13 protein-coding genes are annotated in these 17,392 nt (G+C 74.1%); 6 read left to right on the top strand and 7 right to left on the bottom strand.

Annotation, left to right across the window (positions count from 1 at the left end; all coding sequences use genetic code 11):
- Positions 1-194 precede the first annotated feature (194 nt).
- Together glgX and treY are read left to right on the top strand one after the other, a co-directional pair.
- On the top strand, positions 195-2,309 hold the full coding sequence (glgX, locus tag ABD335_RS18315) for a glycogen debranching protein GlgX (protein WP_344324296.1): 2,115 nt from the start codon (positions 195-197) through the stop codon (positions 2,307-2,309).
- Positions 2,310-2,400: 91 nt separating this feature from the next.
- The gene (gene treY / locus ABD335_RS18310; protein WP_344324293.1) at positions 2,401-4,848 is read left to right on the top strand and encodes a malto-oligosyltrehalose synthase; all 2,448 of its coding nucleotides are present in this window, start codon (positions 2,401-2,403) and stop codon (positions 4,846-4,848) included.
- 21 nt (positions 4,849-4,869) lie between these two features.
- Here treY and ABD335_RS18305 read toward each other — a convergent pair whose 3' ends face one another.
- A complete protein-coding gene (locus ABD335_RS18305) occupies positions 4,870-5,412 on the bottom strand; it encodes an FHA domain-containing protein (protein WP_344324290.1) in 543 nt (180 codons plus the stop codon).
- Positions 5,413-5,765: 353 nt separating this feature from the next.
- On the opposite strand from ABD335_RS18305, the gene ABD335_RS18300 reads away from it, so the two are divergent.
- Positions 5,766-6,698 (top strand): GNAT family N-acetyltransferase, encoded by a 933-nt coding sequence (locus tag ABD335_RS18300; RefSeq protein ID WP_344324287.1) that lies wholly within the window; start codon positions 5,766-5,768, stop codon positions 6,696-6,698.
- Positions 6,699-6,756: 58 nt separating this feature from the next.
- Positions 6,757-8,496, top strand: coding sequence for a malto-oligosyltrehalose trehalohydrolase (gene treZ, locus ABD335_RS18295; protein WP_344324284.1), 1,740 nt, complete (start codon positions 6,757-6,759; stop codon positions 8,494-8,496).
- Between the two features lie 181 nt (positions 8,497-8,677).
- Here the strand turns inward: treZ and argG are convergent, their stop codons facing one another.
- From argG to ABD335_RS18265, 6 genes are all read right to left on the bottom strand, one after another.
- Positions 8,678-10,102 carry an argininosuccinate synthase gene (gene argG, locus ABD335_RS18290; RefSeq protein WP_344324281.1) on the bottom strand — a complete coding sequence of 475 codons (1,425 nt, stop codon included), beginning with the start codon at positions 10,100-10,102 and terminating at the stop codon, positions 8,678-8,680.
- Between the two features lie 161 nt (positions 10,103-10,263).
- A complete protein-coding gene (locus ABD335_RS18285; RefSeq protein WP_344324278.1) occupies positions 10,264-10,938 on the bottom strand; it encodes a LysE family translocator in 675 nt (224 codons plus the stop codon).
- Positions 10,939-11,010: 72 nt separating this feature from the next.
- Positions 11,011-11,418, bottom strand: coding sequence for a peptide-methionine (R)-S-oxide reductase MsrB (msrB, locus tag ABD335_RS18280; protein ID WP_344324275.1), 408 nt, complete (start codon positions 11,416-11,418; stop codon positions 11,011-11,013).
- Between the two features lie 14 nt (positions 11,419-11,432).
- A complete protein-coding gene (gene murC, locus ABD335_RS18275) occupies positions 11,433-12,845 on the bottom strand; it encodes a UDP-N-acetylmuramate--L-alanine ligase (RefSeq protein ID WP_344324272.1) in 1,413 nt (470 codons plus the stop codon).
- A 251-nt stretch (positions 12,846-13,096) separates the two neighbouring features.
- Positions 13,097-13,570 carry an indole-3-glycerol phosphate synthase gene (locus tag ABD335_RS18270; RefSeq protein ID WP_344324269.1) on the bottom strand — a complete coding sequence of 158 codons (474 nt, stop codon included), beginning with the start codon at positions 13,568-13,570 and terminating at the stop codon, positions 13,097-13,099.
- Positions 13,571-13,694: 124 nt separating this feature from the next.
- On the bottom strand, positions 13,695-14,531 hold the full coding sequence (locus tag ABD335_RS18265; RefSeq protein WP_344324266.1) for a pyrimidine reductase family protein: 837 nt from the start codon (positions 14,529-14,531) through the stop codon (positions 13,695-13,697).
- 66 nt (positions 14,532-14,597) lie between these two features.
- Between ABD335_RS18265 and zapE the strand changes: the two genes are divergently transcribed.
- Together zapE and ABD335_RS18255 are read left to right on the top strand one after the other, a co-directional pair.
- A complete protein-coding gene (gene zapE / locus ABD335_RS18260) occupies positions 14,598-15,725 on the top strand; it encodes a cell division protein ZapE (protein WP_344324263.1) in 1,128 nt (375 codons plus the stop codon).
- Positions 15,726-15,852: 127 nt separating this feature from the next.
- A complete protein-coding gene (locus ABD335_RS18255; RefSeq protein ID WP_344324261.1) occupies positions 15,853-17,229 on the top strand; it encodes an alkaline phosphatase PhoX in 1,377 nt (458 codons plus the stop codon).
- Positions 17,230-17,392: the final 163 nt, after the last annotated feature.

The raw sequence follows: 17,392 nt of genomic DNA, 5'->3' as shown, positions 1-17,392 counted from the left end.
CCGCCTTCCGGACCCGCTGTTCGATCAAGGAGCCTACTGCGCCCCCCGGATGGACCGCAGCAGTATCCCCCCACCAAGTTCCTTTGTTCGTACGCTCGACCGGGGGAAGATAAATGTTGCGCGCGCCCGGCAGGCCGGCGCTGCGCGAGGATGCAGCGACGGACGGGTAAGAGACCGCGACAGGAAGAGCCGACATGCAGGTCTGGCCGGGACGGGCCTATCCCCTGGGGGCCACGTACGACGGTGCGGGAACGAACTTCGCCGTGTTCTCCGAGGCGGCGGAGCGCATCGAGCTGTGCCTGCTGCACGACGACGGGTCGGAGACGGCCGTCGAGCTGCGCGAGTCCGACGCGTTCGTGCGGCACGCCTATCTGCCGGGCGTGATGCCCGGCCAACGGTACGGCTTCCGGGTGCACGGGCCGTACGAGCCGGAGAAGGGCCACCGCTGCAACAGCGCCAAGCTGCTGCTGGACCCCTACGCCCGGGCGATGAGCGGGACCATCGACTGGGACGAGGCGGTCTACGGCTACCACTTCGGCGCTCCCGAACGGCGCAACGACCTGGACTCGGCGCCGCACACGATGGCGTCCGTCGTGGTCAATCCGTACTTCGACTGGGGCGACGACCGGCCGCCGCGCACCGACTACCACCAGACGGTGATCTACGAGGCCCACGTGAAGGGCCTGACGATGCTCCACCCGGAGCTGCCCGAGGACCTGCGCGGCACCTACGCGGCGCTCGGCCACCCGGCGATCATCGAGCACCTGACCAAGCTCGGCGTCACCGCGCTGGAGCTGATGCCGGTCCACCAGTTCGTCACCGACCACCGGCTGGCCGACGCCGGGCTGAGGAACTACTGGGGCTACAACACCATCGGCTTCTTCGCGCCGCACAACGCGTACGCCTCCTGGGGCGACCGGGGCCAGCAGGTGCTGGAGTTCAAGCAGGCGGTCAAGGCGCTCCACCAGGCCGGGATCGAGGTCATCCTCGACGTGGTCTACAACCACACGGCCGAGGGGAACCACCTGGGGCCCACCCTCTCCTTCCGGGGGCTGGACAACGCCTCCTACTACCGGCTGGCGGACGACCCCCGCTACTACATGGACACCACCGGCACCGGCAACTCGCTGCTGATGCGGTCCCCGCACGTCCTCCAGCTCATCATGGACTCGCTGCGCTACTGGGTCACCGAGATGCACGTGGACGGCTTCCGCTTCGACCTGGCGGCCACGCTGGCGCGGCAGTTCCACGAGGTGGACCGACTGTCGTCGTTCTTCGACCTGGTGCAGCAGGACCCGGTGGTCAGCCAGGTGAAGCTGATCGCCGAGCCGTGGGACGTCGGCGAGGGCGGCTACCAGGTGGGGAACTTCCCGCCGCTGTGGACGGAGTGGAACGGCCGCTACCGGGACACCGTGCGGGACCTGTGGCGGGGCGAGCCGCGCACCCTGGCGGAGTTCGCCTCCCGGCTGACCGGCTCCTCCGACCTGTACCAGAACGACGGGCGGCGCCCGCTGGCCTCGATCAACTTCGTCACCTGCCACGACGGCTTCACCCTCCACGACCTGGTGTCGTACAACGAGAAGCACAACGAGGCCAACGGCGAGGGCAACCGGGACGGCGAGAGCCACAACCGCTCCTGGAACTGCGGGGTCGAGGGCGACACCGACGACGAGTCCGTGCTCGCCCTGCGCGGCCGGCAGATGCGCAACTTCATCGCCACGCTGCTGCTCTCCCAGGGCGTGCCGATGCTCAGCCACGGCGACGAGTTCGCCCGCACCCAGAAGGGCAACAACAACGCCTACTGCCAGGACAGCGAGCTGTCGTGGGTGCGCTGGCCCGAGCCGGGCGAGAAGCATCCGCTGTTCGAGTTCGTGCAGGCCATGGTGGGGCTGCGGCGCGACCACCCGGCGTTCCGGCGCCGGCGGTTCTTCCACGGGCGGCCGGTGGAGGGCACGCACGACGAGCTGTCGGACATCGCCTGGTTCACGCCCGAGGGCGAGGAGATGACCCAGCGGGACTGGCAGGAGGCCCAGGCCAGGGCGTTGACGGTGTTCCTCAACGGGAACGCGATCTCCGAGCCCGGCGAGCGCGGGGAGCGGATCACCGACGACTCCTTCCTGCTGATGTTCAACGCGCAGGACACCCCGCGCGCGTTCGTGGTGCCGGTCGACCACGGCAGCCAGTGGCAGGTGGTCGTGGACACCGCGCGGGAGGACGGGGTGCCGCCCGGCACCGGCCCCACGGTGAAGGCGGGGGCCCGGATCACCCTGGTCGACCGCAGCCTGACCGTCCTCCAGCGCCCGGCCTGAGCGGCGCCGCGCGCCGTCCGTCCGGTGGGCGGGCGGTCACCCGCACGGCGCGCGACGGGTTCGGGCGCCGCGGGCCGGGAACATGCCGTACATGTCCTCCCCACCGTCCCCGTCGGCCGGACGGACCTCCCGCCCCGTGCCGACCGCCACCTACCGGCTCCAACTCCGGCCGGAGTTCCCGTTCGCCGCCGCCGCCCGCGCGGTGCCCCACATCGCCTCGCTGGGGGTGTCGCACCTGCACCTGTCGCCGGTGCTGGAGGCGGCGCCCGGCTCCGCCCACGGCTACGACGTGACCGAGCACGCCCGGGTGCGCGAGGAACTGGGCGGCGAGGAGGGCCTCCGGGCGCTGGCGCGCACCGCCCGGGAGCACGGCCTGGGCATCGTGGTGGACATCGTGCCGAACCACATGGGAGTCCCCGTGCCCGAACGGCTCAACAAGCCGCTGTGGGAGGTGCTGCGCGAGGGGCCCGCCTCCCCCTACGCCCGCTGGTTCGACATCGACTGGGAGGCCGGCGGGGGCCGTGTGCTGCTGCCGGTGCTCGGCGGACGGCTGGGCGAGGAGGCGGAGGCGATGTCGGTGCGCGGCGGGGTGCTGACGTACCACGACCACCGCTTCCCGCTGCGCGAGGGCACCGAGCACCTGCCGCTGCCCGAGCTGCTGGACGCCCAGCACTACCGGCTCGCCTGGTGGCGTCTGGCCCGCACCGAGCTGAACTACCGGCGGTTCTTCACCATCTCCGACCTGATCGGCGTCCGGGTGGAGGACCCGGAGGTCTTCGCCGCGACCCACGCGTGCGTGCTGCGGCTGGTGCGCGAGGGCGTCGTCGACGGGCTGCGGGTCGACCACCCGGACGGGCTGGCCGACCCGGGGGCGTACCTGCTGCGGCTGCGCGAGGAGACCGGCGGCGCCTGGACGGTGGTGGAGAAGATCCTCGCCCCCGACGAGCGGCTGCCGGTGTCCTGGCCGGTCGCCGGGACCACCGGCTACGACGCGCTGCACCGGATCGACGGGCTCTTCGTCGACCCGGAGGGCCTGGCCGAACTGACCGCCGTGTACCGGGACTTCACCGGCGTCGAGGCCGACCTCGGCGGCGAGTGGGAGGCGACCGTGCGGCGGGCGGCGCGGGAGGTCGTCGCCCACGACCTGGCCGCCGAGGTCGAACGGCTCACCCGTACGGCCGTCTCGGTGTGCGAGACGGCCCCCGAGCTCGCGCTGCGCGACCACGCGCCCTGGGCGCTGCGCACCGCGATCCGGGAGGTCCTGGTGCGCATCCCGGTCTACCGGCCGTACGTCACCGTGGGCGGGCCGGTGGGCGCGGAGGACCGGGCGATGCTGGAGGAGGCGGCCGAGGGCGCGCGGGAGGCGTTCGTCGTCCCCGAGGAGGCCGCCTCGGTGGACGTGGTGCGCGACCTGGCGCTGGGGCAGTTGGGCGACGGCGCGGCACAGCGGGACTTCTGCGCGCGCTTCGCGCAGGTCAGTGCGGCGCTGCGGGCCAAGTCGGAGGAGGACACCGCCTTCTACCGCTACACGCCGCTGCTGTCGGCGACCGAGGTGGGCGGCGGCCCGGGGCGGCCCCAGGTGGCGCCGGAGGAGTTCCACGCGTACTGCGCGCGGATCCAGCGCGACCGGCCGACGACGGGCACGGTGCTGTCCACGCACGACACCAAGCGGAGCGCGGACGTGCGGGCGGCGATCGCGGTGCTGAGCGAGTGCCCGCGGCGCTGGGCGGAGCTGCTGGAACGCGTGACCGAGGAAACCTTCCGCCTCTCCGGGGTGGAGGCGCCCGACCGCCATGTGGCGTGGGCGGCGTGGCAGACGGCGTACGGCATGGGCTTCCCCTGTCGGGAGCGGCTGGCGCCCGCGCTGCTGAAGGCCGTGCGGGAGGCGGGGCTGCGCACGAGCTGGACCGAGCAGGACCCGGCGTACGAGGCGGCCGTCGAGCGCTTCGTCACGGCCGGCCCGGGCGGGCCACCGCTGTCCACGGTCATCGCCTTCGCGAGGGAGCTGAGGGAGCCGGTGCGGGCCAACGTGCTCGGCGCGGCCCTGCTGCACCTGACCATGCCGGGCGTGCCGGACCTCTACATGGGCACCGAGGGCGTCTACTCCGCGCTGGTCGACCCCGACAACCGCCGGCTGCCCGAGTTCCCCGCCGTCCGGCCCGACGGGACGGACGGCGGGGAGGCGTCCGGCGGGCTGCCGGACGAGCTGTCGCGCGAGAAGCGGCGGCTGACCGAGGCGGCCCTGCGGCTGCGGCGGGAGCACCCCGAGTGGTTCGGCGCGTCGGCGTCGTACGAGCCGCTGCGCGCCGAGGGGCCGGCGGCCGGGCACTGTGTGGCGTTCACGCGCTCCGGCTCGGTCGCCACCGTGGTCACCCGGCTCTCGCTGCGCCTGGCGGAGGCGGGCGGCTGGCGGGAGACCGTGCTGGAGCTGCCGCCGGGACGGTGGCGCGACCTGTCGGACGGGCGGAAGGCGGAGGGACGGTGCGCCCTGGCGGAGCTGCTGGCGGACTCCCCGGTGGCCCTGCTGGTCCGCGACTGACCCGGCCGGCGGGGCGAGGGGTCAGCGACCGGTCAGCCGGAAGCTGACCCGCCCGAACCGCACGTGGTCCCCCGGGCGCACGTTCACCGATCCGGTCACCCGGCGGCCGTTGACCCAGGTGCCGTTGGACGAGCCCAGGTCGCGCAGTACCCAACCCCGCGCCGAGCTGTGGAGTTGGGCGTGCGCCCGGGACACCGTCTCGTCGTTCAGACGCAGCGCCGAGCCGGGCGCGCGGCCGATGCTCATCGGGTGCGGGCCGGGCAGGGGCAGCAGCAACTCCGGCAGCCGCGCCGTCTGCCAGGCCCGCCGCAGTCGTCCGGGGAGCGCGGAGACCGCGCCGACGGCCCGGATGACGAGGGGCTCCCGCGGCTGCGGACGCAAGTCGTGTACGGCGGCCTCGAGTTCGTCGGAGCGGCGGGCGGTGAGGATCAGCTCCATCCGGCGCTCGAACGTGTGGTGCGACACCCGTCCGTCGGCCGCGCTGTCGCGCAGCAGCTCCATGGCACGCTCCCGGTCCTCGTCCGACGGGCGCGGCGGGACCGCCCTGAACCCAAGAGATGCCATGACCCGTCATTGTCCGGGCGCGGAGGGGGGCTGTCCAGCCTGTGCCCTCCCGCCCGGGGACGGGGGCACGACCGGTACGACACGCGGGGACGGCGGTGCGGGGCGGTGCGGGGCGGTGCGGGGGAAACGCGGAAGGGACCGGAGGAGAGCGGCCCGGAGAGGCCCCCGGAAAAGGCGTGGACGCCCACCGTCCCCTCGGCTACGTTGTCGGCCACGCCCACGGACCGGAGAGGGAGGTGAGAGCCGTGCACGCCGTCCACGCACCCGTCGTCACGCGCTTCCGCCCTGTCCTCCGGGCGTGCCTCCCCTGACCGGAAGCGCGGCGACGTCCCCGCCTTCCACGGAGGAATCCCATGACCCCCTCGACCGCCACGGTCGTCCGCGCGCTCGCCCAGGACGAGGCGCGCGAGTTGTTCGTCTCCCTTCCCGACCCCACCTCCGCCCTGGTCGGCCGCTCCCTGCTGGGACGGCCGTACGCCACCGTCGCCGAGGGCGGCGAGCACCGCCCCGAGTGGACGTGGGTGGCCCTGCGCGACGGCGAGGTCGTCGCGCGCGCCGCCTTCTGGGGCGGACCCGACGACGAGGAACCGGTCGCGCTCGACTGGTTCGACTTCACCGACCGGGACGCCGCGGTGGAGCTGCTGCGCCGCGCCCCCTTCCAGGTCGAGTACGAGCTGATGCTGCCTCCGGACTGGCGCGAGCGGGACGAGGTGCGCGCCGCCGCCGAGGCCCGCATCGAGGCGGCCGGCGCGGCCGGCTACACGCTCCTGGTGGAGCGCTTCCGCTACACCTGGACCCCGGAGTGCGGGCTGCCCGAGCGGCCGGGGCGGCTGGAGTTCCGTCCCGTGCCGGACGGCGAGGAGGGCGAGGAGGCGGTCCTGGACGTGCTGCGCCGGGTCCACTCCGTCACCCTGGACGCGCACGCCCGCCGCGCGATCGCCGAGGGCGGCCTGGAGCAGGCGGCCCGGGAGGAGCTGGACTTCTTCCTCTGGTGCCCGTCGCCGCGCGAGTGGTGGCGGCTGGCGTACACGCCGGACGGCGCGCTGGTCGGCATCCAGGTCCCGGCGCGCAACCCGTCCGGCCCCTGCGTCGGCTTCATCGGCGTGGTGCCCGAGCAGCGCGGCCACGGCTACGCGTACGACCTGCTGGTGGAGTGCACCCACCAGCTCGTCGCGGAGGGCGCGCGGAGCATCGCGGCGGCCACCGACGTGACCAACACGCCGATGGCCGCGCACTTCGCCCGCGCCGGGTATCCGGTGACGCAGCGCCGCGTCTGCCTGGGGTGAAAGCCCCTTCGACGGGCATGCTGGGTCTCTGACGCGCCGTCGGCCGAAGGAGACGCCAGTGCTGTTCGAGGTGTGGGCACCCACCGCGCGACGGGTCGCGCTCCACGTGGAGGGCGAGGAGTTCCCCATGGAGCGCGCCCCGGAGCGCGACGGCTGGTGGCGGGCCGAGGCGTCCGCCGGGCACGGGACCCGGTACGGCTTCTCGCTCGACGGCGGGCCCGTGCGCCCCGACCCCCGGGCCCGGCGGCTGCCGGACGGCCCCGGCGGGCTCGCCGCGGTGGTGGACCAGGGGGCGTACTCCTGGCGGCACGAGTGGGCCGGTCGGGACCTGACGGGCGCGGTGCTGTACGAGCTGCACGTCGGCACCTTCACCGAGGCGGGCACCTTCGAGGCGGCGGCCGGCCGGCTGGGGCACCTGGCGGACCTGGGGATCACCCATGTCGAGCTGATGCCCGTCGCCCCGTTCCCGGGCACCCACGGCTGGGGCTACGACGGGGTGGCGCCCTGGGCGGTGCACGAGCCGTACGGCGGGCCCGACGGCCTCAAGCGCTTCGTCGACACCGCCCACGCCCACGGGCTGGGCGTGGTCCTGGACGTGGTGCACAACCACCTGGGGCCGTCCGGGAACTTCCTGCCGGAGTTCGGCCCGTACTTCACCGACCGCCGGCACACCCCGTGGGGCGCGGCCGTCAACCTCGACGCGCCCGGCTCGGACGAGGTGCGGGCGTACTTCATCGGCAGCGCGCTGGCCCTGCTGCGCGACCACCGGCTGGACGGGCTGCGGCTGGACGCGGTGCACGCGCTGATGGACGAGCGGGCCGAGCACTTCCTGGCCGAGCTGTCGGCGGCCGTGGACGCCCTCGCGGCCGAGCTGGGCCGTCCGCTGTTCCTGATCGCCGAGTCGGACCGGAACGACCCGCGCACCACCGCGCCGCTCCGCGCCAACGGGCTGGGGATGGACGCCCAGTGGGACGACGACGTCCACCACGCCCTCCACACCGCCCTGACCGGCGAGGCGCAGGGCTACTACGCCGACTTCGCCCGCGCCCCGCTGGCGGCCCTGGCCAAGACGCTGACCGGCGCGTTCTTCCACGACGGCACCTACTCCTCCTTCCGGGGCCGCCGCCACGGCCGCCCGGTGGACCGCGCGGCCACCGAGGCGCGCCGCTTCCTGGCCTATGCCCAGACCCACGACCAGATCGGCAACCGGGCCCGGGGCGACCGGCTCGCCTCCCACCTCTCCCCCGGTCTGGCGGCCTGCGCGGCGGCGCTGGTGCTGTGCGGTCCGTACACGCCGATGCTGTTCATGGGCGAGGAGTGGGGGGCGCGCACCCCCTGGCAGTACTTCACCGACCACCCGGACCCGGAGCTGGCGGAGGCCGTGCGGCAGGGCCGGAGGCGGGAGTTCGCCGCGCACGGCTGGGCGGCCGAGGACGTCCCCGACCCCCAGGACCCGGCCACCCGGCTGCGCTCCTGCCTGGACTGGGACGAGCCGCGCCGCGAGCCGCACGCCGCCCTGCTGGCCTGGCACCGGGCGCTGATCGCGCTGCGCCGCGCCCACGTCTCGCCCCTGGTGCGGCTCTCGGACGTGCACGTGGACTTCGACGAGGAGCGGCGCTGGCTGTACCTGCGCCACGGCGGGCTGCACATCGCGGTGCACCTGGCCGCCGAGGGCACCGTCGAGATCCCCCTGTCGGTGCACACGGCCGCCGAGCTGGCCTCCTGGGGGGCGTGCGAGCCGCCGGAGGGCGACGGGCTGCTGCGGCTGGGCCCGCACGCGGTGGCGGTGCTGCGCTGAGCGCGCTCGCGCGCACCGCCGGGAGGGAAGCGCCGGGGAGGCACCGCCGGGAGGTCCGGGGCCGGCGGCCCCGGCGCGGCCACGCGAGCCCGGGACCGCCGCGCGGTGCGCGCGGCGGTCCCGGAGCCGCGAGGGCGGTGTGCGGTCGGCGTACGGCCGGCGTACCGGTTCGGCGGACCTCTCAGTCCGTCCCCGACTCGATCGCCGCGTGGTCGAGCGCCTCGGACTCCATCGCCACGGCCTCCGCGTCGACGCTGCCCGCGGCGATGGCCTCCGCGCCGCCCGGGGCCAGTTCGCCGATGATCCCGCCCCACCCTCCGAGCGGGCCCTGCGCGGCGTACTGCTCCAGCTTGTTCCGCGAGTCGGCGATGTCCAGGTTGCGCATGGTCAGCTGACCGATGCGGTCGTCCGGGACGAACGCCGGGTCGTGGCTGCGCTCCATGGACAGCTTCTCGGGGTGGTAGCTGAGGTTCGGCCCCTGGGTGTCGAGCACGGAGTAGTCCTGGCCGCGGCGGAGCCGCACCGTGACACTGCCGGTGATCGGGTGGCCGACCCAGCGCTGGAGGCCGTCGCGGAGCATGAGCGCCTGCGGGTCGAACCACCGGCCCTCGTAGAGCAACCGCCCGAGCCGGCGCCCCTCGACGTGGTACATCGAGATGGTGTCCTCGTTGTGGATGGCGTTGACCAGCCGCTCGTAGCACACGTGCAGCAGCGCCATGCCGGGGGCCTCGTACACGCCGCGGCTCTTGGCCTCGATGATGCGGTTCTCGATCTGGTCCGACATGCCGAGTCCGTGGCGGCCGCCGATGCGGTTGGCCTCCCGCACCAGTTCCACCGCGTCGGCGAACGAGCGCCCGTTGATCCGCACGGGCCGTCCGTACTCGAACTCCACGGTGACGTCCTCGGCCGGGATGTCGACCTCGGGGTCCCAGAAGGCGACGCCCATGATCGGTTCCACGATCTCCAGGGAGGTGTCGAGGTACTCCAGGCGCTTGGCCTCGTGGGTGGCGCCCCAGATGTTCGCGTCGGTGGAGTACGCCTTGTCCGCGGAGGCGCGGTAGGGCAGGCCGCGCTCCGCGAGCCACGCGGACATCTCGTGCCGGCCGCCGAGCTCCGCCACGAACGCCTGGTCGAGCCAGGGCTTGTAGATCCGCAGGTTGGGGTTGGCGAGCAGGCCGTAGCGGTAGAACCGCTCGATGTCGTTGCCCTTGTACGTGGACCCGTCGCCCCAGACGGAGACGCCGTCCTCCTGCATCGCCCGCACCAGGAGGGTGCCCACCACGGCGCGGCCGAGCGGGGTGGTGTTGAAGTACGTGTGTGCGGCCGACCGGATGTGGAAGGCTCCGCAGGCCAGCGCGGCCAGGCCCTCCTCGACCAGCGCGGCGCAGCAGTCGACGAGCCGTGCCCGCTCGGCCCCGTAGGCACGGCCGCGCTCCGGCACGTCGGCCAGATTCGGCTCGTCGTACTGGCCGACGTCGGCCGTGTAGGCGTAGGGGATCGCGCCGCGTTCACGCATCCACGCCACCGCGACCGCGGTGTCCAATCCACCGGAGAACGCGATACCGACCCGTTCGCCGACCGGCAGCTTCTTCAAGACCTTCGACATGCGCGCACCCTAGACCCGCGTCGCGCGGGTTCCCTGTTCCGTGACGTGTGAGCGGCTCGGGAACGACCCCCGAGACCGACAACATGGCATACTCTTACACTCAATCGAAAGAATATGCAAAGGGGTCTCCTCCGGACCGGGCGACGCGCGGGCGCGTCCCGTCAGCCCTCCAGGGCCATCCGCAGGCCCAGGGCGATGAGCACCCCGCCGGAGATCTGTTCCAGACGGCGGCGTACGGACGCGCGGTCGAGCAGCCGCCTCATCCGGTGCACGCCCCACACGTAACACGCGTAGTAGCCCACCTCGAAGACCGCCCACAGCGCGGCCAGCGCCACCATCGTGGGCAGCTTCGGGGCGCCGGCGGGGACGAACTGCGGCAGGAAGGACAGGGCGAAGACCGCCGCCTTGGGGTTGGCGAGGTTGAGCGCGAGCCCGGCCCGGTACGACGCCCACGCCGAGGACCGCGCGGACGGCGCGGAGCGGGCGTCTCCGGTCTCCTCGGCGCCCCCCGCGTCCCCCGTCTCCCCCACGCCCGCCGCCGCGCTCCCCCGGAGCCGGCGCGCGGCGCGCAGCGCCTGGACGCCGAAGACCACCAGCACCACCGCGCCCACGACGCGCATCGCGTCGTAGGCGAGTCGGGAGGCGGTCAGCAGCGCGGTGAGGCCGAAGGCGGCCACCACGCCCCACACGAAGACCCCGGTCTCGTTGCCGAGCACCGTGGCCATGCCGTCGCGGCGGCCGACCAGGGACCGGCGGATGATCAGCACGGTGCTCGGTCCCGGCGAGGCGGCGATCAGCAGGCAGGCGCCCAGGAAGGGCAGCAGTGTCTGGTGCATGCCCGCCATCCTCCACCCCCGGAGCGCGGGGGTGGAGGCGGGTCGCCGGGGGCGGAGCGCCTCCGGCCGGGCTCAGCCCTCCTCGGGGACCAGCCGCAGGGAGACGGAGTTGATGCAGTAGCGCTCGTCCGTCGGGGTCGGGTAGCCCTCGCCGCGGAAGACGTGGCCCAGGTGGGAGCCGCAGCGCGCGCAGCGGACCTCGGTGCGGACCATGCCGTGGGAGCGGTCCTCCAGCAGTTCGACGGCCGAGGAGTCGGCCGGGTCGTAGAAGCTGGGCCAGCCGCAGTGGGACTCGAACTTCGTCTCCGAGCGGAAGAGTTCCGCGCCGCAGGCCCGGCACTGGTAGACGCCGGTGGTCTTGGTGTCGGTGTACTCGCCGGTGAAGGGGGGTTCGGTGCCCGCCTCGCGCAGCACGTGGTACTCGAAGGGGTTCAGCTCCCGCTTCCACTCCTCCTCGGTCTTGTCGACCTCGTACGCCATGGGGTGCCTCCTCGTTACTTCGCCAGACGGTCGAGGACGGTCGCGCCGAGTTCGGTGACGTCGCCCGCCCCCATCGTCAGAACGAGATCGCCGGGGCCGGCCATTCCGGCGATCAGCTCGGCGGCCTTCTCCTTGTCCTGCTCGGCCCGTGCGTCGGCCCCGGCGGCGAGGGCGGCGTCGACGACGATGGCGCTGGTGACGCCGGGGATCGGGTCCTCCCGGGCGGGGTAGACGTCCAGGACGACCGAGGCGTCGGCCAGGGCCAGGGCCCGGCCCATCTCGGCGCCCAGCTCGCGGGTGCGGCTGAACAGGTGGGGCTGGAAGATCACCAGCACCCGGCCGTCCCCGGCGGCGCCCCGGATGGCCTCCAGGTCGGCGGCCATCTCGGTGGGGTGGTGGGCGTAGGAGTCGATGACCCGCACGCCGCGCGCCTCGCCCTTGGGCTGGAGGCGGCGGTTGACGCCGGTGTACGAGCCGAGGGCGGCGGCCAGGTCCCGGGCCGGCAGGCCCAGGGCCGCGCCGGCGGCGAGCGCGGCGACGGCGTTGTGCGCGTAGTGGCGGCCGGGGACGGAGACGGTGAAGGCGATCTCCTCGCCGTCGAGGAGGACGGTGACCTCGCTGGTCAGGCCCCGCGGGACGACCTTCAGGACGCGCGCGTCGGCGTCGTCGGCCTCGCCGTAGGTGACGATCCGCAGTTCCTCCGCGCCCGGGGCCCGGCGGCGGGCGCGGACCCGGTCGGTGAGGTCGCGGGCGCCGTCGTGGTCGGCGGAGACCACCAGGGTGCCGCCGGGGCGGACGCGGTCGGTGAAGGTCTCGAAGGAGTCGTGGATCTCCTCCATCGACGCGTAGTTGGCGTGGTGGTCCAGCTCCACGTTGAGGACGATCGCCACCTCGGGGGCGTACTTGTGGAAGCTGCGGTCGCTCTCGTCGGCCTCGGCGACGAAGACCTCGCCGGTGCCGTGGCGGGCGTTGGTGCCGGGGCCGTCGAGGTCGCCGCCGATGGCGTAGGAGGGGTCGAGCCCCATCGTGGTCAGGGCGACCGCGAGCATCGAGGTGGTGGTGGTCTTGCCGTGCGTGCCGGCGACGGCGATCGGGCGCGTGCCCTCCATGAGGGCGGCCAGGGCGTCGGAGCGGTGGACGACCGGCACGCCGCGCTCGCGGGCGGCGGCCAGCTCGGGGTTGTCGTCGCGGATGGCGCTGGAGACGACGACGGCGGTGGCGTCGGCGGCCAGGTGGTCGGCGGCGTGGCCGATGTGGACGGTGGCGCCCAGCGCGCGCAGCGCCTCGGCGGTGGCGGACTCCTTGGCGTCGCTGCCGGCGACCCGGGCGCCGCGCCGGGCGAGGATCTTCGCGATACCGGACATGCCGGCCCCGCCGATGCCGATGAAGTGGGGTCGTTCCATCGCGGGCGGCAGGCCGGGCGCCATACGGTGTCCTTTCGGGTGTGCCGGTCGGGGGGCGCTCCTGGTGGGCCCGCCCGCCGGGGCGTGCTGGTCGAACATCTCCGTGACGTCTCCGCGGGCCGGCGCGTCCGCGTCGCGGACCGGACCGTCCCGCCCTGGCGCGCGGTGCGCGCCGGACGCGGCCCCCAGCCTATGCGAGCGCGTCCGCCCCCCGCAGTCGGCCCGCACGGCGCGCCCGCTCCGGGCCGGCCGTCTCCCGCCGACCGCCGCCGCGGCTACTCCTCGCCGTGGGCGAACAGCTTGAGCACCGGGACGCCCACCTTGTGACGGGCCCGGGAGGCCCAGTCGCGGTGGAAGAACTCCTCGACCAGGTGCGGCGCGGTCAGCACGATCACCTCGTCCGCGCCGGTCTCCCGGACGACGGAGGCGAGCAGGTCCAGCGGGCGGTCCTGGACGATCTGCCCGACGGCCTCCGCGCCCGCGGCGCGGAGCGCCTCCAGCGAATGCTCCAGGGACCGCTCCGCCGGGGAGACCGGGCTGTCCTCCCGCTTCTCCTCGGACAACTCGCGCACGGCGTCGTCCAGCTCGCCGAGCGCCACGTCGTCCAGGGCGCGCAGGAGCCGGTCCTGGTCTCCGCGCGGCTGCATCAGCACCACGAAGGACACGGGCTCGTCACCGTGGAGTGTGGTGACGAGCTCCACGTCGGCGGGCACCAGCGGCTTCTCGATCATCAACACGGTGGTGAACACGTCGGGTGCCCTTCCTCCTGTCGGGTCCCTCGACCCGTAGAACCATCCGCCCTCGTGCGAGGGCTGCGCATTTCACTCTGCGTATCTCATTCTGTGCACGTCACACTTTCCCGGTCCGCATGCGTCATTTCGCGCCGGCCGCCGCGCCGGCCCGCCGGTAGCGCGTGAAGAGGAAGCCGTCCTCCTCCAGCACCGAGTGCAGCCGGTACTCCAGCGGCACCTCGAAGCCGGGGGCGTCGGTGATGCGCGAGGCGTCCCCCGCGGTGATCCGGGGGGAGAGGGTCAGGCAGAGTTCGTCCAGCACGCCGGCCGCCGCGAACTGGCCCAGCAGGCGCGGACCGCCCTCGGTGAGCAGCCGGGTGTGGCCGTGCTCGGCCAGCAGCGCCGGCACCCGCGCCGGGTCCACCGCGGCGCCCTCGCCCGCGTGCACCACCACCGCGCCGGCCTCGCGCGCCGCCGCCTGGCGGTCGGCCGGGGCCGCCGCGCCCGTGACCAGCAGCGTGGGCACCAGTGGCTCGGTGAACAGCGGCAGGGAGAAGTCCAGGTCCAGGCTCGCGCTGACGACGGCGATGGCCGGGGCCGGGTGCTGTCCGGCCGCCGCGCGCCGGGCGGCGAACGCCTCGCGGCGGCGGGCGGGCCGGTATCCCTCCTGGCGTACCGTTTCCGCACCGACGACCACGGCGTCCGCCAGCGCCCGCAGCACCCCGAAGATCCGCATGTCGGCGTCCGAGGACAGCGGCTGCGAGCGGCCCTGGTGGTGGGCGGCGCCGTCCAGCGAGGAGACCATGTTGCCGCGCAGCCAGGGCGTGCCCGGGGCGACGGCGGGATAGGCGTAGGCGTCGGCGAGCTCCTCCAGGGTCCACTGCGGGTCGGCGGAGCCGGTCGGCTCCGCCGGGGGCGCGGCCTCCGCCGGAGGTATCGGGGCCGCCGAGGGGGTGGGAGAGGGGAACAGACGTCGCATACCGCGCAGTGTGGCACGGGCCACGGGCACGTTCCGCGCCCCGCCACGCCCCGTAGAGTGAGAAGGGTGTCGTCCTCCACTGCCTCGAAGCGTCCGACAACCGACGAGACAGCACCGCTGTCCCTGTGCTCCCGCGAGCCGCGGGTTCCCGCCGACCGCCTGGTGGCGGAGCTGGTGCCGCCGCCGCGGTTCGACTCGGTGCGCTTCGACAACTACATCCCCGACCCGGCGCGGCCCAGCCAGGCCGAGGCCGTGCGGGTGCTGGACGAGTTCGCGGCCGGGCTCGACGGGGCGCCGGCGGGCGGCGGGGACGAGGGCGGCATACGACGCTGGTTCCGCCGCGGCCGGAGCGGCGGCAGGCCGGCGTCCGACGGGCCGCGCGGGGTGTACCTCGACGGCGGCTACGGCGTCGGCAAGACGCACCTGCTGGCCTCCCTGTGGCACGCCACCGACGCCCCGCCCGAGCGCAAGGCGTTCGGCACGTTCGTGGAGCTGACCAACCTCGTGGGCGCCCTCGGCTTCCAGCAGACGGTGGCCACGCTCAGCGGGCACCGCCTGCTGTGCATCGACGAGTTCGAGCTGGACGACCCGGGCGACACCGTCCTGGTCTCCACCCTGCTGAGCCGCCTGGTGGAGGCGGGGGTGGCGCTGGCGGCCACCTCCAACACCCTGCCCGGCAAGCTCGGCGAGGGCCGTTTCGCCGCCGCCGACTTCCTGCGGGAGATCCAGGGGCTGGCCGCGCACTTCCGCACGCTGCGCATCGACGGCGAGGACTACCGGCACCGCGGCCTGCCCGAGGCCCCGCGGCCCGTCGACGACGCGACGGTGACCGCCGTCGCGCACCGCACGCCCGGCGCTTCCCTGGACCACTTCCCCTCCCTCCTGGACCACCTCTCCCGCGTCCACCCCAGCCGCTACGGGGCCCTGTGCGACGGCGTGGAGATGGTCTGCCTGACGGATGTCCGGCCGGTGCCGGATCAATCCACCGCGCTGCGCCTGGTCGTCCTCGCCGACCGGCTCTACGACCGCGAGGTGCCGGTGCTCGCCTCCGGGGTGCCGTTCGACCGGCTCTTCGGCGAGGACATGCTCAAGGGCGGCTACCGCAAGAAGTACTTCCGGGCGATCTCCCGGCTCACCGCGCTCGCCCGCGACGCGCGGCGGCCCGCCGAGGAGGCCCGGGCGGCCGGGGACTGACGGGCGGCGACGGACGTACGCCGGGCGGGTCCCACGGGGTCGACCGGGCCGCGCCTGGTTCCCGCTGAGCGGACACCGTGGTACACACAACCGGGTCATCAACCTGTCCGCCAGCAGGGAGTCGCCCATGTCAGCAACGCGACGCCAAATCCTGGGAAGAGCCGGTGCCGTGGGAGCGGGCATCGTCTTCGCGGGTGCCGTCTCCGAGTTGTTCGCCGGTACCGATCCCGCCCACGCCACCGGCGGTCGGGGCGGCTACGGTCCCCTGGTCCCCGATCCGAACGGCCTGCTCGACCTGCCGAAGGGCTTCCGCTACCGGGTGCTCTCCCGCGAGGGCGACCCGATGCGCTCGGGCGAGGGCCCGGTGCCCAGCAACCACGACGGCATGGCCGCCCTGGCCGGCCCGGGCGCCGGGCGCGTGTGGCTGGTCCGCAACCACGAGAACAAGCCGAACGGCGGCACGCACCGCGTTCCGGCCGTCGAGGGGCTGACGTACGACCCGGAGGGCCGGGGCGGCTGCACCCTGCTGGAGCTCTCCCGGAACGACGAGGTGCTCTCCGAACGGGTCGGCATCGCGGGCACGGCCGTGAACTGCGCGGGCGGCCCCACCCCCTGGGGCACCTGGCTGACCTGCGAGGAGACCGAGGACAAGGCCGGCACCAACGGTTACGCCAAGGACCACGGCTTCGTCTTCGAGGTCGGTTTCCGGCCCGGCCACCGGACCGTCCCCGAGCCCCTCACCGCACTGGGCCGCTTCCAGCACGAGGCCGTCGCCGTCGACCCGCGCACCGGCGTGGTCTACGAGACCGAGGACGCCTTCGACCACCCCTTCGGCCTCTTCTACCGCTTCCTGCCCGACCGGCCCCGCGGCGGCTTCGACTCGCTGCGCGCGGGCGGGAGGCTGGAGGCCATGCGCGTGCCGGACGTGCCGGACCTGTCGGCCGTCCTGGAGCCCGGCACCGCCTTCGACCGCGTCGAGTGGGTGCCGGTGCCCGACCCGCAGGCGAAGGAGACGCCCATCCGCTTCCAGGACTTCGGCCGCGGCGGCATCACGCACGCCCAGAAGCTGGAGGGCTGCTACTGGGGGAAGGAGTCGGTGTACTTCGTCTCCAGCTACGCCCGCAGCTCCGAGGGCTCGGCGGCCGACCACTTCGGCCAGGTGTGGCGGTACGAGCCGCGCCGCCGCAGGCTGACGCTGGTGGTGGTCTTCGGCCCGGACACCGGCGTGGAGCTGCCGGGCGAGTCGCCGGACAACATCTGCCTGGCCGCCGGCGGCGGGCTGATGGTCTGTGAGGACGGCGGCGGCGCCCAGCACGTCTACGGGGTGACCCGGCACGGCGAGGTCTACGCCCTGGCGCGCAACGCCCGGAACATCGGCACCCCGGAGGAGCCGGAGTACGGCGAGTTCGCGGGCGTCACGTTCTCGCCCGACGGACGCACCATGTACGTCAACTGCTACGAGCCGGGGACCACGTTCGCCGTCACCGGACCGTGGCGGCACTGAGGGGGCGTCACTCCGGCCGGGGGTGACGGGTAGTCCGACAAGAGCAGCACACCGCGCGGTCGCGCCGGATCGTCGTTACGTTCCGATCATGACCGTCTCCGTGCGCCGTACCACCGTTCCCCTGACCGCCCTCGCCCTGGTCGCCGCCGCGGTGGCGGGCTGC

This window comes from Streptomyces macrosporus, from assembly GCF_039533145.1.
Taxonomy (GTDB): domain Bacteria; phylum Actinomycetota; class Actinomycetes; order Streptomycetales; family Streptomycetaceae; genus Streptomyces; species Streptomyces macrosporus.
Note: the sequence above shows the minus strand (reverse complement) of the source record. Positions and strands in the feature narration are given on the sequence as shown.

What these genes read in the sequence shown, in the direction of transcription:
- glgX (WP_344324296.1), top strand. Translation starts at nt 195, where the DNA reads ATGCAGGTCTGGCCGGGACGGGCCTATCCCCTGGGGGCCACGTACGAC.
- treY (WP_344324293.1), top strand. Translation starts at nt 2,401, where the DNA reads ATGTCCTCCCCACCGTCCCCGTCGGCCGGACGGACCTCCCGCCCCGTG.
- ABD335_RS18305 (WP_344324290.1), bottom strand. Translation starts at nt 5,412, where the DNA reads ATGGCATCTCTTGGGTTCAGGGCGGTCCCGCCGCGCCCGTCGGACGAG.
- ABD335_RS18300 (WP_344324287.1), top strand. Translation starts at nt 5,766, where the DNA reads ATGACCCCCTCGACCGCCACGGTCGTCCGCGCGCTCGCCCAGGACGAG.
- argG (WP_344324281.1), bottom strand. Translation starts at nt 10,102, where the DNA reads ATGTCGAAGGTCTTGAAGAAGCTGCCGGTCGGCGAACGGGTCGGTATC.
- ABD335_RS18285 (WP_344324278.1), bottom strand. Translation starts at nt 10,938, where the DNA reads ATGCACCAGACACTGCTGCCCTTCCTGGGCGCCTGCCTGCTGATCGCC.
- msrB (WP_344324275.1), bottom strand. Translation starts at nt 11,418, where the DNA reads ATGGCGTACGAGGTCGACAAGACCGAGGAGGAGTGGAAGCGGGAGCTG.
- murC (WP_344324272.1), bottom strand. Translation starts at nt 12,845, where the DNA reads ATGGCGCCCGGCCTGCCGCCCGCGATGGAACGACCCCACTTCATCGGC.
- ABD335_RS18265 (WP_344324266.1), bottom strand. Translation starts at nt 14,531, where the DNA reads ATGCGACGTCTGTTCCCCTCTCCCACCCCCTCGGCGGCCCCGATACCT.
- ABD335_RS18255 (WP_344324261.1), top strand. Translation starts at nt 15,853, where the DNA reads ATGTCAGCAACGCGACGCCAAATCCTGGGAAGAGCCGGTGCCGTGGGA.